We start from the raw sequence: 14,688 nt of genomic DNA on the forward strand, positions 1-14,688 counted from the left end.
TAATTATGGAAAGTGTCGGCGATTTGCGCCAGTGCCCATGATACTGGATATAAAACCAGCTTCAAGCGGATTCGTCGCTACGCCCGGCACTGCGGCCACGCCGCTGCACCGTGACGTTACAGCCGGGTGACATTTTTATTGTCAATAACAGATTTATCCCCAGAACTTGCCGCGAATTAACTTATTGATAGCACCGCGTCGAAAAATCATACATAGAGACCTGATCAATAACCCTGCGTCTTGATTTTAATTAATATATTGATATATAACAAATTTAATAAAAAGACGAGAATGCGGGCAAAGCGAACAGAACCCGCGTCCGCTCTCGCTTTACAGCGTTTTTCTAAATCTAATACACAAGGTTATCCACAGGAATAGTGGATAACTCTCACCGCCCCGCCCGGGGCGGGAGTTACAGAAAGAAAGCTTTTCGCCCTTTACACCCGCTAAAATGGCTTTTTTAGTTATTTTTTCATAAAAATATCGCTTTGTTTATGCCGATTAATACTAAAAATCCCCATTGCCAAAATCGCATCGGCCCCTTTCTCGCGGATCGCTCTTGACGGCGGCGCAATGCCTTGCACCATGCCCTCACCGAAGAGCACCACAAGAGTGCAAAAAACGTCCGGGTTAACTTCCCCGCGTATTTTCGGGCCGCCACGGCAGCGCACGTCAGGCCTGGTTAGCGGTTAACAAGGCGATAACAATCCCCATTTTCACCCGGCGGTAAAACTGGCCTGAGAGTTGCTTTATCTTCCTGCGCATAAATGCGGTGCGACAGCATGATGCGCTGCCTGTCGCGACGCGTAATCTCCGCGGCGCTATCGCCCGTAAAAGCGCAAGAACGACACCAAGTCGTCACAAGCGTCGTTTTTAACGACATATTGACTGTCATTCCGTCCACCGCAGACCTTACTCTGGCTCATCGGACGGACGGCATTTTGTTCCAGACATTGCCACACTCGGGAAATTCGCCGCGCATGCGGCCTTTGCAGTCCTCGCCAACGAGTGAAACGGGCGTCTATGAGGAGAATGCCAAATGCTGAGCCTGAGATCGGTCAATCAATTTTACGGGCAGAACCACACCCTGTGGGACATCAACCTGGAGCTGCCGCGCGGCCAGTGCACCGTGCTGCTCGGCCGCAACGGCGTGGGCAAGACCACGCTGGTCAACTGCATCATGGGGCATGTGCCGGTGGTAAGCGGCAGCATGACCTGGCAACCGGCAGATCAGCCGCCGCAAAATCTGCTGCTGCAGCCGATGGAGCGCCGCGCCGCGCTGGGCATCAGCCACGTGCCCCAGGGGCGGCAGCTTTTTTCGCAGCTGAGCGTGGAGGAAAATCTGCAGGTGGCGCAAATGGCCGGGCGCGGCGCCCCTCGCCGCATTCCGCCGCTGATCTACAGCCTGTTTCCCCATTTGCGTCAGATGCGCGCGCGCCGCGCCGGCGATCTGTGCGTGGGCGCCCAACGCCAGCTGGCGATTGGTCGGGCGCTGGCTCAGGAGCCGGCGCTGCTGATCCTCGACGAACCGACGGCGGGCGTACCGCCCTCGATCGCCGCCGACATCGGCAACGTGATCCGCCGGCTCAACCGCGAATTGGGCATGACCATTTTACTGGTGGAGCATCAGCTGCCGTTCGTGCGCCGGGTGGCGGACCGCTTCTGCCTGTTGGACAGCGGGCGCACGGTGGCGCACGGCGCGCTGGCGCAGCTGGATGAGGCGTTGATCGGTACCGGGCTGACAGGGCAAGAAGAAGGATGAGGGAGAGAAGCCCCCCTCATGGAGCGTTTATAGCAGGCTGATATCCAGATACTCCCCCAGCGGTGCCTGCTCAGCCTGCGGCAGGTGCGGGATTTCGCCCAGCAGCGGCGCCGGCAGCATGCGGCGCAGCGTGGCCAGGTATTCCTGATGCCGCCGCCCCGGCGGCGTCACGTCGTTGGCGATCCAACCGGCCAGCGTCAGCCCCGCCTGTTGCACCGCCTGCGCCGTCAGCACCGCGTGGTTGATGCAGCCCAGTTTAATGCCCACCACCAGGATCACCGGCAGCTGCTCCTGCTGCACCCAGTCGGCGAAGGTGTACTCTGCCGACAGCGGGGTAAACCATCCGCCCGCGCCCTCGACCAGCACCCAGTCGGCGCGCTGCTCCAGCCGGCGCAGGCCGTCGGACAGCCGCGCCGCCTCGATCGGCCGGCCTTCATCGGCGCTGATGATATGCGGCGAGGTCGGTTCGGCAAAAACGTAAGGGTTCACTTCGTCGTAGCGGAGCACCACGCCGCTGTTGGCCTGCAGCGCCAGCGCGTCGCCGTTGCGCAGCCCCTCGGTGGTCATCTCGCTGCCGGAAGCTACCGGCTTATAACCGGCGCTGCGGTAGCCCGCCCGGTTGGCGGCCTGCAGCAAGGCGCTGCTGGCGACGGTTTTTCCGACCTCGGTGTCGGTGCCGGTCACGAACCAACGTTTAATCACGATAAATCACTCCATAAACCAGATGATAGCTGAGCGGGAACTGCCCCTGCCGGCACGGGTAAGCCGCCTGCAGCGCGGCGAGACGGCCGCGCGACATCAGGCCGCCCTCGCGCCCCTGATGCAGGTGCGTGGCCCCAATGCCCTTGAGCGAACGCATCAGCGTCATCACGTCCGGGTAGTTCAGGGTGCGCAACTCCGTGACCAGCTCGTGTCGGTAGTCAGCACAGGCGGCGCGGATCTGCGCCAGCGGCAGAAAGGCGTTCACGTGGCGCTCGCCGTCCACCTGTTGCCAGGCGTCCCCCAGCTCCTGCAGCGATCCCGCCGCCAGCGTGGAAAACAGGATCGCGCCGCCGGGGCGGGTCACGCGATACAGCTCCGCCAGCGCGGCGGGCAGATCGCTGCACCACTGCACCACCAGGCTGCTGAAACAGATGTCCATCGCCGCATCGGGCAGCGGCACCTGTTCGATATCGCCCAGCAGATAATGGTGCGCCGCCTGCCGTTGACGGGCGACGTCCAGCATGCCCGGCGCCAGATCGAGCGCGGTCACCTGCTTGCCGCGCTCACGCCACAGTCGGCTGAAATAGCCGGTGCCGCAGCCGGCATCCAGCAGCCATTCGCCCGGATGGGCACTCCCCATCCCCAGTAAGCGCTCGCCAACGTCACGCTGCAGCGCGGCGGCGGCGTCGTAGCTGCCGGCGGCGCGGCTGAAGGCCGAAGCGACCGCCTGTTTGTTCACCACGTCATTGGCTGACGTCATGCAATACCTCCAGCAGGCGCTCGATGTCCTGCGGCTGATGCGCCGCCGTCAGGGTAATGCGCAGCCGCGCGCCGCCCGGCGGTACCGTCGGTGGGCGGATGGCGCTCACCCACAGCCCGCGCTCGCGCAGGCGGATAGCCAGATCGAGCGCACGTTGATTGTCACCCACCAGCAGCGGCTGGATGGCGGTGTCGGAGTCCGTCAGGGTCAGCGCCAGCGGCGCCGCGCCCTGGCGGAAACGCCGAATGTTGTCCCGCAGCCGGGCACGCAGTTCATCGCCCTCTCGAATGCAGGCCAGCGCCGCCTGCAGCGCGCAGGCCTGCGCCGGCGGCATCGCGGTGCTGTAAATCAGATGGCGGGCGAACTGCAGCAGATACTCGGCGGTCGCCTCATCGCACAGCACCGCCGCGCCGCTGACGCCGAACGCCTTGCCGAAGGTGGCCACCAGCAGTTCAGGGCGCACACCCTGCTGCCAGCAGCTGCCGCGGCCTTGCTCGCCGCGCACGCCGACGCCGTGGGCATCGTCTACCATCAGCCAGGCGCCCGTCGCGCGGGTTAAGCGATGCAATTCCGCCAACGGTGCACCGTCGCCGTCCATGCTGAACACCCCTTCGGTCACCGCCAGCCGCTGCCCTTCACAGGGTTTGGCCAGCAGATCTGCCAGCGCCTGCGGTTGATTGTGCTGGAAGCGGCGCAGCTCGGCCGGCGACTGCGCCGCCGCCTCCAGCAGCGAGGCGTGGCTGAGGCGATCGGCCAAAATGCGATCGCCCTTTTGCATCAACGCCGCCAGCACCGCCTGGTTGGCGGCGTAACCGGAGATGAACAGCAGCGCGCGCGGATAGCCGAGCCACGCCGCCAGTTGCTCCTCCAGCGCCTGATGCGCCGCGCAAAAGCCGGTAACGTGGCCCGAACCGCCGCTGCCGACGCCGTAACGCTGCGCGCCCTGCTGCCAGGCGGCGATTACCCGCGCGTCCTGGCTCAGCCCCAGGTAGTCGTTGCCGGAGAAGTTCAGGTAGAGACGATCGCCGAGCCGGATCTGGCGGCCATTGCCGCCCTCGGTGGCCTGTCGCCGACGATAGGCGGCGTTGAGGCGCCGCTCTGCCAGCGCCTGCTCAATGCGTTGTGGCCAGCTCATCACAGCGCCGCGTTGTAAAACTCGGCGGTATCGGCGTTCAGCAGTTGCTTAGCCAGCACCTGCTGTTGCTGGTTGTCGCCGTGTTCGGTGGCGGTCTGCTGCGGGTTCAGCCCCAGCTTGCGGAACAGCTGCAGGTCCTTGTCTTCTTCCGGGTTCGGCGTGGTCAGCAGCTTGCAACCGTAGAAGATCGAGTTGGCGCCGGCCATAAAGCACATCGCCTGCGTCTGTTCGTTCATCTGTTCACGGCCGGCGGAGAGGCGGACATAAGAGGACGGCATCATGATGCGCGCCACCGCGATGGTGCGGATAAAGTCAAACGGATCGACGTCGTCGTTATCCGCCAGCGGCGTGCCTTTTACCTTCACCAACATGTTGATCGGCACGCTCTCCGGCGGCTTCGGCAGGTTGGCCAGCTGCACCAGCAGTCCGGCGCGGTCGCGCACCGTTTCACCCAGCCCGACGATGCCGCCGGAGCACACTTTGATGCCGGCGTCGCGCACTTTGTCGAGCGTATCCAGGCGTTCCTGGTAGCTGCGGGTGGTGATGATGCTGCCGTAGAACTCCGGCGAGGTATCGAGGTTATGGTTGTAATAATCCAGCCCGGCTTCCGCCAACCGCTCGGCCTGAGTGCCGTCCAGCGTGCCCAGCGTCATGCAGGTTTCCATGCCCATCGCTTTTACGCCCTGCACCATCTGCTGCAGATAAGGCATATCGCGCTCGTGCGGGTTCTTCCACGCCGCGCCCATGCAAAAACGGGTCGAGCCGTTCGCTTTGGCCTTGCGTGCCGATTCCAGCACCTGCTCGACCTGCATCAACCGCTCCGACTCCAGGCCGGTCTTGTAGCGTGAGCTCTGCGGGCAGTATTTGCAGTCTTCCGGGCAAGCGCCGGTCTTGATCGACAGCAGCGTGCTGACCTGCACCTGACGCGGGTCGAAGTGCTGGCGGTGTACGGTTTGCGCTTCGAACAGCAGTTCCAGCAGCGGTTTATCAAACAGGGCCTGGGCTTGCCCTACTGTCCAGTGAATGCGGTCGGCCATCATGGCGTCTCCAAAACGAAAAAGTGTCGCCAGTTTAAATATTGTGGATATACTGTCAACCAATCTTAATTCAATTTGGTTTACAAGTATGTCTGTGACCGCTTCCGACCTGGCGTTTGACCAACGTCATATCTGGCACCCCTACACCTCCATGAGCCGCCCGTTACCCTGTTATCCGATCGAATCGGCCAGCGGCGTCGAACTGCAGCTGGCGGACGGCCGGCGTCTGGTGGACGGCATGTCCTCCTGGTGGGCGGCGATCCACGGTTACAACCACCCGCGCCTGAATCAGGCCGCCAGCCGGCAGTTGGAGAAGATGTCGCACGTGATGTTCGGCGGTATTACCCATCCGGCCGCTATCTCGCTGTGCCGTCGGCTGGTGGAGATGACGCCGGAAGCGCTGCAGTGCGTGTTCCTGGCGGACTCCGGTTCGGTGGCGGTGGAAGTGTCGCTGAAGATGGCGCTACAGTACTGGCAGGCGCGCGGCGAGCGCCGGCAGCGCATCCTGACGCTGCGCCACGGCTATCACGGCGATACCTTCGGCGCGATGTCGGTCTGCGATCCGGACAACTCGATGCACAGCCTCTATCAGGGCTACCTGGCGCCGCACCTGTTCGCCACCGCGCCGCAGTGCCGCTTTGACGAAGAATGGCGTGAAGAAGATATTGCACCGTTCGCCGCGCTGCTGGAGCAGCACGCCGGTGAAGTGGCGGCGGTGATCCTGGAACCGGTGGTGCAAGGCGCCGGCGGCATGCGTATCTACCATCCGACCTACCTTAAGCGGGTGCGCGAGCTGTGCGATCGCCATCAGGTGCTGCTGATCGCCGACGAGATCGCCACCGGCTTCGGCCGCACCGGCAAGCTGTTCGCCTGCGAGCACGCACAGGTGGTGCCGGACATTCTCTGCCTGGGCAAGGCGCTGACCGGCGGCTACATGACGCTGTCCGCCACCCTGACCACCCGCCACGTGGCGGAGACCATCAGCAACGGCGCGGCCGGCTGCTTTATGCACGGGCCAACCTTTATGGGCAACCCGCTGGCCTGCGCGGTGGCGGACGCCAGCCTGGCGCTGCTGGCGGAAAATCGCTGGCAGGCGCAGGTGAGCACCATCGAAGCCCAGCTGAAACAGGAACTGCTGCCGTTAGCGGCGCTGCCGAAGGTGGCGGACGTGCGGGTGCTGGGGGCGATTGGGGTGGTGGAGATGCGCGAACCGGTGAACGTCGCCGATCTGCAGCGCGGGTTCGTCGAACGCGGGGTGTGGATCCGGCCGTTCGGCAAGTTGATTTACCTGATGCCGCCTTACATCATCGAAGCGGAACAGCTCAGCCGCCTGACCGCCGCCGTCGCCGCCGCCGCGCGTTAATGCCTTACCAATGCTGGTCCAGATAGCGGGCCAGCAGGCCCAGGCACAGCAGCCAAAGTAAAATGATCATCGCCGCCGCCATGCGGCCGGTGGGGTTATCGACGCGCTTTTGCGCCTTCTCGCGCAGCTCGGCCATCAGCGGCTTGGGGATCAGGCGCACCGCCAGCATGATGCCCAACGGCACGATGATTACGTCATCCAGATAGCCCAGCACCGGAATAAAGTCAGGGATCAGATCGATCGGCGAGATCGCATAGCCGGCCACCAGCAGCGCGATCAGTTTGGCGTACCACGGGGTGCGCTTATCACGGGCGGCCAGCCACAGCGCGTAAATATCGCGCTTGATGCTTTTGGCCCAACGGCGCAGCCAGCCGAACCACGGCGTGCGTTTTTTCAGTGAGATCATGGTGGCGTTGTTTGGCTATCCGGCGGTCTGTAGAAAGGAAGATGCGGCCATGGTAACCGATCCGCGCCGCCGTTGGCGAATGGCAATCCCACTTGTATTGTCACGGCGAAACGATCTAGCTTAAGGGTCCGCGTTTACCGACAACTGGGAGTCACTATGGCTTTTCGTTTGTACAGCAACGATCTGCAGGACGGCGGCAAACTGCCGCAGGCGCAGGTCTTCAACGGCATGGGCTACCACGGCGATAACCTGTCGCCGCACCTGGCCTGGGACGGCGTGCCGGCCGGCACCAAGAGCTTCGTGATCGCCGTTTACGATCCCGATGCCCCGACCGGCTCCGGCTGGTGGCACTGGATCGTGGCCAACATTCCCGCCGACGTGCGCGAGCTGCCGCAGGGCGCGGGCTCCGGCAAAGCGCCGCTGCCCGCCGGCGCACTGCAGACCCGCACCGACTTCGGCTCAGCCGGCTACGGCGGCGCGGCGCCGCCAGAGGGCGAGAGCCACCGCTACCAGTTCACCGTGCATGCGCTGGACGTGGAGCGTATCGAAGTGGATGAGGGATCCAGCGGTGCGCTGGTGGGCTTTAACGTCCATTTCCACAGCCTCGGCAGCGCCACGCTGACGGTGACGTTCAACTGATCCCCCGCCAATAAAAAAGCGCGATTCAACCGAACCGCGCTTTTTCCATACCCGTCTGACCGCCGAATTACTTCGCCAGCACGCTCACCCACATCGGGCCTTTGCCCACCGGATAACGCGCCAGCGTGGTCAACTCGCCGCTGCGCTGATCAATCTCATGCACCACGATGTGATCGGACTTCTGGCCGGACGAAATCACGAAGCGGCCGCTGTGATCGATATTGAAACCGCGCGGCTGCGCTTCGGTCGGGTGATAGCCGACCACGCTCAGCGTGCCGCCGTCTTCGGAAACGCTGAAGATGGTCAGAATGCTGGCGGTGCGATCGCTGGTGTACAGGAAGCGGCCGTTCGGCGTGATATGAATGTCCGCCGCCCAGCGGGTGCCGTCGAAGTCGGCCGGCATGATGTCCAGCGTCTGCGTCACTGTGTAGTGACCGCCGTTTTCCGAGATGGCCAGCACGTCCACCGTACCGTCCAGCTCATTGACGCAGTAGGCGAACTTGTCGTTGTGGTGGAACGCCATATGACGCGGCCCCGCGCCGGCGGCGGTCGCCACCGCTTCCTGCGCGTGCGGCGTCAGCTGGCCCGCCAGGCTCAGGTTGAACAGGCGGATGCGGTCTTCTTTCAGGCACGGCACCAGCACCAGTTGGTTGGTCGGATCGATGTTCGCCGAGTGCGGCGCGGTCAGGCCGTCGATCTGCTGAATAGGCGCCGTCACCACGCCGTCGTGGCCGATCGGGCTGATGCTGGCGCAGTTGCCGCTGTAGGAGGCGGAGAACAGGTAACGCCCCTGCAAATCGGTGGAGATATGGGTCGGGCTGCCCGGCAGCGGCGCCATGCCGGCCTGCTGCAGCGTGCCGTCCGCCTCGATGCGGTAGCTGACGATGCCGAACGCCGGACGTACGCCGACGTACAGGTGGGTCTTGTCCGGATGAAGGGTCATCGGCTGCACCTGGCCCGGCACGTCAACGGTTTGCAGCAGCGCCAGCGCGCCGGCGTCGTCCAACTGCCAAACGTGGATCTGCTGGCTCTCCGGGCTGGCGACATAAACGATTTGCTTCATGTGTTCTCCTTGCAAAGGGTAAAAGAGGAACCGGTTTCAGGCCGTTCGATTGCCCCTAGCTTACCGCACATCCGTCGCATGGCAACCCCGCTTAGCACCGGAAGCTCACGCGGTTTTCTCCGTTGGCTATCCGGTGTACCATCGGATTAATTTTATGGCTAACGATAACGAGAACCCTATGAGCTACCGCGTCATCGCCCTCGATCTTGACGGCACCCTGCTGGACAACCAAAAACGCATCTTACCGCAATCGCTGGAAGCGCTGGCGCAGGCGCGCGCCGCCGGCATCCAGGTGGTGGTGGTCACCGGCCGCCACCACGTCGCTATCCATCCGTTCTACCAGGCGCTGCAGATAGACACCCCGGCCATCTGCTGCAACGGCACCTACCTGTATGATTTTCAGCAGAAAAAGGTGCTGACGGCCGATCCGCTGGCGAAAGATCAGGCCAAGCAGGTGCTGCAGATGCTCAAACAGACCGACATTCACGGGCTGATGTACGTTGACGACGCCATGCTCTACCAGGAGCCGAGCGGCCACGTGACCCGCTCGCTGGCCTGGGCCGAAACCCTGCCGGCGGCGCAGCGCCCAACGCTGCTGCAGGTCGGCAGCCTGGCGCAGGCGGCCGACGACGCGCAGGCGATCTGGAAATTCGCCACCTCGCACGCCGATACCCTGGCGCTGCGCGAGTTTGCCGACACGGTGGAGAAAGAGCTGGGGCTGGCGTGCGAATGGTCCTGGCACGATCAGGTGGATATCGCCAAAGGCGGCAACAGCAAAGGCAAGCGCCTGCGCCAATGGGTGGAGTCGCAGGGGCTGAGCATGGATCAGGTGGTGGCGTTCGGCGACAACTACAACGACATCAGCATGCTGGAAACGGTCGGGTTGGGCGTGGCGATGGGCAACGCCGATGACGCGATCAAGGAACGCGCCAATCTGGTGATCGCCGATAACCTGCAGCCGGGCATCGCCGAGGTGATCCGCACCCGCGTGCTGTAATCTTTTCGCCCTCCCGCCGGGAGGGCCTGTCTTAGCGGCTCTCGCGGCTGATCGACACGCTCTTCACCTGCGCGTACAGCCACTGCCCGGGGCGGATCGCCAGTTCGTCGCGCGCCCACGGCGTGATCCGCGCCCACAGCACGTGTTCCCCGACCGCCAGCTTCACTTCCACCTGCCCGTCCACGTCCAGACACTCGCTTACCTTGGCCGGCAACACGTTGCGAATGCTGCTGTTGAGCGGTGGCTGCAGCACCAGCGAGACGTCGGCGGCGTTGATGCGAATGCGCAGCTGGGTGCCCAGTTCAGCGTCGATACCGCTGACCCACAGCCTTTGATCGCCGAGCGCCAGCGCGGTCATGGCATAGCGCTGATGATGCTCAATCACGCTGACGCGCAGCACGCTGCTCTGATCTTCACGCTGCAGCCACGGCCGCAGCGCGCTGCTGGCCCAGACGGCTTCCAGCCCGCCGAACGCACGCACCTCGCCGCGATCCAGCACCATCACCTGCTCGGCCAGGCGCAGGATCTCGTCCAGGCTATGGCTGACGTAGAGGATGGGGATGTTGACGTCCTGCGCCAACCGCTCCAGATACGGCAGCAGCTCGCGTTTACGCGGCAGATCGAGCGAGGCCAGCGGCTCGTCCATCAGCAGCAGTTCCGGCGCGGTCAGCAGCGCGCGGCCGATCGCCACCCGCTGTTTTTCACCGCCGGAGAGCGTCAGCGGCAGCCGATTGAGCAACGGCCCGATGCCCAGCAGCTCGACGATGGTGTTGAACTGTGCGCGCATGCCGGCCGCCATGCCGTACTGCAGGTTGCCGCGCACCCGATAGTGCGGGAACAGCCGTGCATCCTGAAACACGTAGCCGATACGGCGCTTTTCCGGCGGCAGGCAAAGGCCCGCGGCGGTATCCACCAGCGTGCGGCCATTGAGCGCGATGCGCCCCTGCTGCAAACGGGTCAGGCCACCGATGGCGTTGATCAGGGAAGTTTTGCCCGCGCCGGACAGGCCGAAAATCGCGGTGATGCCCTGCGCCGGCAAATCGGCGCGGACGTTGAGATTAAGGTCGCCCAGCTGCTGCGAGAAATCCAGCTCCAGCATTTACACCCCCATCCGTTTGCGGCCCCAGCGGGCCAGCCATTCGGACACCATCAGCGAAGCCAGCGACAGCACGATGGCGATCACGCACAGCCGCGCGGCGGCGGCTTCCGCCCACGGCGTTTCGATCAGCGTGTACATCGCCAGCGGAATGGTGCGGGTTTCACCGGGAATGTTGGAGACGAAGGTGATGGTGGCGCCGAACTCCCCCAGCGAGCGGGCGAAGGCCAGCACCACGCCGACAATGACGCCGGGCAGCGACAGCGGCAGCGTGATGGTGAAAAACACCCGCCACGGGTTGGCGCCCAGCGTGCGCGCCGCCTGCTCCAGCCGGGTATCCACCGCCTCCAGCGCCAGCCGGATGGCGCGCACCATCAGCGGAAACGCCACCACCGCCGATGCCAGCGCGGCGCCGCGCCAGCTAAAGCTGAAGCTGAAGCCGAACCAGTCGTACAGCCACTCGCCGATGACGCCGCGCCGCCCCATGGCGATCAGCAGCAAATAGCCGACCACCACCGGGGGCAGCACCAGGGGCAGGTGAATGACGCCGTCCAGCAGCGCCTTGCCGGGAAAGCGGCAACGCACCAGCACCCAGGCCATCAGAATGCCGAACGGCAGGCTGCAGACCACCGCCAAACCGGAGACTTTCAGGCTCAGCTCAACCGCCTGCCACTCGTACTCACTCAGAATCATTTACGCGGGGTGAATCCATAATGTTCAAAAATAGCGGCCGCTTCCGGGCCCTTCAGATAGGTATAGAAAGCGCTGACCGTCGGATTTTGACGATCTTTCACCATCGCCATCGGATATTCAACCGGTTTGTGGCTGTCTTCCGGGAATACGCCCACCACTTTCACCTTGTCGCTGGCGACCGCGTCGGAGCCGTAGACGATGCCGAGCGGCGCTTCACCGCGCTCCACCAGCGCCATCGCGCTGCGCACGTTGTTGGCGCGCGCCAGTTTCGGCTCCAGCGCGCTCCAGGCGCCCAGGTGTTCCAGCGCCTCTTTGGCGTAGATACCGGCCGGCACGTGATCCGGATCGCCCACCGCCAGACGGCCGCCGTTGAGCAGCGTGGTCCAGTCGGTCTGCTTGTCGATGGCGATCTTATCTTGCTTATCGCTCTTGGCGGCGATCAGCACCAGTTCGTTGCCCAGCAGCGTATAGCGGGTGTCTTTCACCATCTGCTGCTTGTCGATGGCGTAATCCATCCACTGTTGATCGGCGGAGATGAACAGATCGGCCGGGGCGCCCTGCTCAATTTGGCGCGCCAGCGTCGAAGAGGACGCAAAGGAGGAAACCACCTGCACATCCTTGCCTTTTTGATACTGGGTGGCGATGTCCTGCAGCGCGTTGGTCAGCGACGCGGCGGCGAACACGGTGATCTTTTCCGCCGCCGAAGCCTGTGCCACCAGGCCCGATGCCAACACGATCCCGCCAACCCATTTGGTCCATTGCTGTTTCATTGTTTTTCTCCGCAAGTTAACGTGCATTATCACTCTTCGTTATATAAAAAATAATATAACGTTGCGCGAAAGCTTGTCATGCGGTTTATCGGCAAAGCGTGAGATAACTTGAGGAATGCCCGCCGGGCGATGCCGGCGGGTATCAGGATGGGGAACGGTCAGTGCTGGGTGCGATTTTCTTTCGAACGGCCCACTTTGGAGAAGACGTTGAACACTTCGCCAAAACCGTAGATCAGGCCGAGGATCAGCGCCATGACCACCGGCACCATGACCACGGCAAACAACAGACTTTTCAATAATTCCAACATGATAGCCTCGCTTAACTGCCCATTGAGCGGCAAATGCCTTTCACCGCATATCGGGTTATTCTAACCCAAAAAAATCGGTAAAACCGGAGTTATTTTAGCCAGCGGGGCGAAATTGTGATCGGCTAAACGTGCCCTTTCCACCGGGCTCATGCCGGGGCGGGGTAATAGATCAGCGGCGGCGCATAGCCGGCAGGCGCCGCCAGCCGGGCCTCCACCCCGTACACCGCGCGAATGTTCTCCGGCGTCAGCGCCTGCCGCGGCGCACCCGCCGCGCAGACCCTGCCCCACTGCAGCAGCGCCACCCGATCGCAATAGCAGGCGGCCAGATTCAGATCGTGCAGCGTCACCACCACGCTGAGCTTCAGCCGCCGCAGCAAGGCCATAAACTGCTGCTGATGGGCGATATCCAGATGGTTGGCGGGCTCATCCAGCAGCAGCCACGGCGTTTGCTGCGCCAACGCGCGCGCCAGGTGCACCCGCTGCCGTTCGCCGCCGGACAGCCGCTGCCAATCGCGATCGGCCAGGTGGTTGATGCCCACTTGCTCCATCGCCTGCCCGGCGAGGCGGCGATCTTCGGGGCCGAAACCGCGCCAGCGGCCGATATGGGCCAGGCGCCCCAGCAGCACCGCCTCCTTCACCGGCAGCGCGAAGGCGCCGGGGGCGGATTGCTCGAGAAAGGCGATGCGCCTGGCGCGCTCCCGCCCGGAAAACGCGGTAATTTCGCGTCCTTCCAACCAAACGCGGCCCCCGGCGGCAGGCTGCAACCCGGCCAGCAGCTTGAGCAACGTGGATTTACCGCTGCCGTTGACGCCGAGCACGCCGGTGACCTCTCCGGGCAAGGCGCAGAAATCCAGATTTTCCAGCACCGTGCGCTCGCCCGCTCGCCAGCTCACCGCCTCGGCGCACAGGCCGGATCGCGCTTTTTCAATCGTCATGCATTGACCTTCCGATACAGCAACAGCAGGAATACCGGCACCCCCAGCAGCGCCGTCAACACGCCGACCGGCAGCTCGCGCGGGGCAAACAGCGTTCTGGCCAGCGTGTCCGCCGCCACGGCGAACAGCGCGCCGCACAGCGCGCTGGCCGGCAACAGCAGCCGATGCCGCGAGCCGACCAGCCGCCGGGCGACGTGCGGCACCGTCAGCCCGATAAATCCCACCGCGCCGCTGAACGCGACGATCGCCGCCGTCAGCGCGGTGGTCACCACATACAGCAGCAGCTTCAGCGGGGCCACCGCCACCCCCAGCGAAGCGGCGGTCACGCCGCCGAACGCCAGCGCGTCCAGCTCACCCGCCCGCAGCCAACAAAGCAGCAGCGCCGCCGCCAGCGCCAGCCCGCACAGCCCGACCTGCGGCCAGCGCGCGTCGCTGAACGATCCCAGCAGCCAGAACATCACGCCGCGCGTGGCGTTGGCGTCCGCCTGCCAGAGGGTGATCAGCGAAGTCAACGCAGAAAGCAACTGCGTCACCGCCACCCCGGCCAGAATAAACAGCGTGGACTCCCCCTGCAGCGAACGCCCGGCCAGCAGCATCACCAACGCAAACGCGCCCAGCGCGCCGATAAACGCGCCGCCGGACACCGACAAAAGGCCGCCCCCCAGCCCCAATACCAATACCGTTACCGCCCCCACGCCGGCGCCGGAGGAGATCCCCAGCACCCAGGGATCGGCCAGCGGGTTGCGGGTCAGCGACTGCAGCACGGTGCCCGCCAACGCCAGCCCGGCGCCGGCCAGCGCCGCCAACAGCGCGCGCGGCATCCGCAGCGACCAGATGATGCGCTGATACACCTCGGCATCGGTCGCCGCGCTGCCGCTAACGCCGAATACGATGCGCCAGGCGTCGTGCCACGCGATCGGCGCAGGTCCCGACAAGGTGGCGCCCAGCAGGGCCAGCGGCAGCGCCGCCGCCAGCAACAGCAGCCAGCCGGCCTCACGGCCGGGCAGTAACCGCCGGATCAT

The 14,688-nt window shown here is 64.0% G+C and carries 17 protein-coding genes; 4 read left to right on the top strand and 13 right to left on the bottom strand.

Annotation, left to right across the window (positions count from 1 at the left end):
• Positions 1-464 precede the first annotated feature (464 nt).
• A complete protein-coding gene (locus ACUTSC_RS08925) occupies positions 465-587 on the bottom strand; it encodes a hypothetical protein (RefSeq protein ID WP_255703093.1) in 123 nt (40 codons plus the stop codon).
• A 452-nt stretch (positions 588-1,039) separates the two neighbouring features.
• Here ACUTSC_RS08925 and ACUTSC_RS08930 point away from each other — a divergent pair, with 452 nt between their 5' ends.
• Complete coding sequence (locus tag ACUTSC_RS08930; protein ID WP_197766716.1) at positions 1,040-1,762, top strand: ATP-binding cassette domain-containing protein; 723 nt, start codon at positions 1,040-1,042, stop codon at positions 1,760-1,762.
• 27 nt (positions 1,763-1,789) lie between these two features.
• Here ACUTSC_RS08930 and bioD read toward each other — a convergent pair whose 3' ends face one another.
• From bioD to bioB, 4 genes are read right to left on the bottom strand one after another with little or no spacing between them, the layout of a single operon-like run.
• Complete coding sequence (gene bioD, locus ACUTSC_RS08935; RefSeq protein WP_197766717.1) at positions 1,790-2,464, bottom strand: dethiobiotin synthase; 675 nt, start codon at positions 2,462-2,464, stop codon at positions 1,790-1,792.
• Entirely contained in the window at positions 2,457-3,224 is a 768-nt protein-coding gene (gene bioC, locus ACUTSC_RS08940) for a malonyl-ACP O-methyltransferase BioC (protein WP_197766718.1), read from the bottom strand. Before bioC ends, bioD begins: the two co-directional genes overlap by 8 nt.
• Positions 3,208-4,359, bottom strand: coding sequence for an 8-amino-7-oxononanoate synthase (gene bioF / locus ACUTSC_RS08945; RefSeq protein ID WP_197766719.1), 1,152 nt, complete (start codon positions 4,357-4,359; stop codon positions 3,208-3,210). Before bioF ends, bioC begins: the two co-directional genes overlap by 17 nt.
• Positions 4,359-5,396: a biotin synthase BioB gene (bioB, locus tag ACUTSC_RS08950; RefSeq protein WP_025301918.1), complete on the bottom strand. Its 1,038-nt coding sequence runs from the start codon at positions 5,394-5,396 to the stop codon at positions 4,359-4,361. The genes bioF and bioB overlap by 1 nt, the downstream gene beginning before the upstream one ends.
• An 88-nt stretch (positions 5,397-5,484) precedes the next feature.
• On the opposite strand from bioB, the gene bioA reads away from it, so the two are divergent.
• Complete coding sequence (gene bioA / locus ACUTSC_RS08955) at positions 5,485-6,759, top strand: adenosylmethionine--8-amino-7-oxononanoate transaminase (RefSeq protein ID WP_197766720.1); 1,275 nt, start codon at positions 5,485-5,487, stop codon at positions 6,757-6,759.
• A gap of 4 nt (positions 6,760-6,763) precedes the next feature.
• Here the strand turns inward: bioA and ACUTSC_RS08960 are convergent, their stop codons facing one another.
• On the bottom strand, positions 6,764-7,165 hold the full coding sequence (locus tag ACUTSC_RS08960) for a YkvA family protein (RefSeq protein ID WP_038870940.1): 402 nt from the start codon (positions 7,163-7,165) through the stop codon (positions 6,764-6,766).
• Between the two features lie 156 nt (positions 7,166-7,321).
• On the opposite strand from ACUTSC_RS08960, the gene ACUTSC_RS08965 reads away from it, so the two are divergent.
• Complete coding sequence (locus ACUTSC_RS08965) at positions 7,322-7,804, top strand: kinase inhibitor (protein ID WP_060420913.1); 483 nt, start codon at positions 7,322-7,324, stop codon at positions 7,802-7,804.
• 67 nt (positions 7,805-7,871) lie between these two features.
• On the opposite strand, the gene pgl is transcribed toward ACUTSC_RS08965, so the two are convergent.
• Positions 7,872-8,867 (bottom strand): 6-phosphogluconolactonase, encoded by a 996-nt coding sequence (gene pgl / locus ACUTSC_RS08970; RefSeq protein WP_445653279.1) that lies wholly within the window; start codon positions 8,865-8,867, stop codon positions 7,872-7,874.
• Positions 8,868-9,045: 178 nt separating this feature from the next.
• Here pgl and ACUTSC_RS08975 point away from each other — a divergent pair, with 178 nt between their 5' ends.
• On the top strand, positions 9,046-9,864 hold the full coding sequence (locus tag ACUTSC_RS08975) for a pyridoxal phosphatase (protein WP_445653328.1): 819 nt from the start codon (positions 9,046-9,048) through the stop codon (positions 9,862-9,864).
• A 31-nt stretch (positions 9,865-9,895) separates the two neighbouring features.
• Here the strand turns inward: ACUTSC_RS08975 and modC are convergent, their stop codons facing one another.
• The 6 genes from modC to ACUTSC_RS09005 all read right to left on the bottom strand — a co-directional run bounded on the left by modC (position 9,896) and on the right by ACUTSC_RS09005 (position 14,688).
• Positions 9,896-10,963 (bottom strand): molybdenum ABC transporter ATP-binding protein ModC, encoded by a 1,068-nt coding sequence (modC, locus tag ACUTSC_RS08980; RefSeq protein ID WP_197773785.1) that lies wholly within the window; start codon positions 10,961-10,963, stop codon positions 9,896-9,898.
• On the bottom strand, positions 10,964-11,653 hold the full coding sequence (gene modB / locus ACUTSC_RS08985; protein WP_445653280.1) for a molybdate ABC transporter permease subunit: 690 nt from the start codon (positions 11,651-11,653) through the stop codon (positions 10,964-10,966).
• Positions 11,650-12,423 carry a molybdate ABC transporter substrate-binding protein gene (modA, locus tag ACUTSC_RS08990; RefSeq protein WP_197766723.1) on the bottom strand — a complete coding sequence of 258 codons (774 nt, stop codon included), beginning with the start codon at positions 12,421-12,423 and terminating at the stop codon, positions 11,650-11,652. The genes modB and modA overlap by 4 nt, the downstream gene beginning before the upstream one ends.
• A 158-nt stretch (positions 12,424-12,581) precedes the next feature.
• Positions 12,582-12,731 (bottom strand): AcrZ family multidrug efflux pump-associated protein, encoded by a 150-nt coding sequence (locus ACUTSC_RS08995; RefSeq protein WP_004939813.1) that lies wholly within the window; start codon positions 12,729-12,731, stop codon positions 12,582-12,584.
• A gap of 146 nt (positions 12,732-12,877) precedes the next feature.
• Positions 12,878-13,666 carry an ABC transporter ATP-binding protein gene (locus tag ACUTSC_RS09000; RefSeq protein ID WP_445653281.1) on the bottom strand — a complete coding sequence of 263 codons (789 nt, stop codon included), beginning with the start codon at positions 13,664-13,666 and terminating at the stop codon, positions 12,878-12,880.
• Positions 13,663-14,688 carry a FecCD family ABC transporter permease gene (locus tag ACUTSC_RS09005; RefSeq protein WP_049201175.1) on the bottom strand — a complete coding sequence of 342 codons (1,026 nt, stop codon included), beginning with the start codon at positions 14,686-14,688 and terminating at the stop codon, positions 13,663-13,665. Before ACUTSC_RS09005 ends, ACUTSC_RS09000 begins: the two co-directional genes overlap by 4 nt.

The organism is Serratia sp. TSA_105.2, assembly GCF_052692115.1.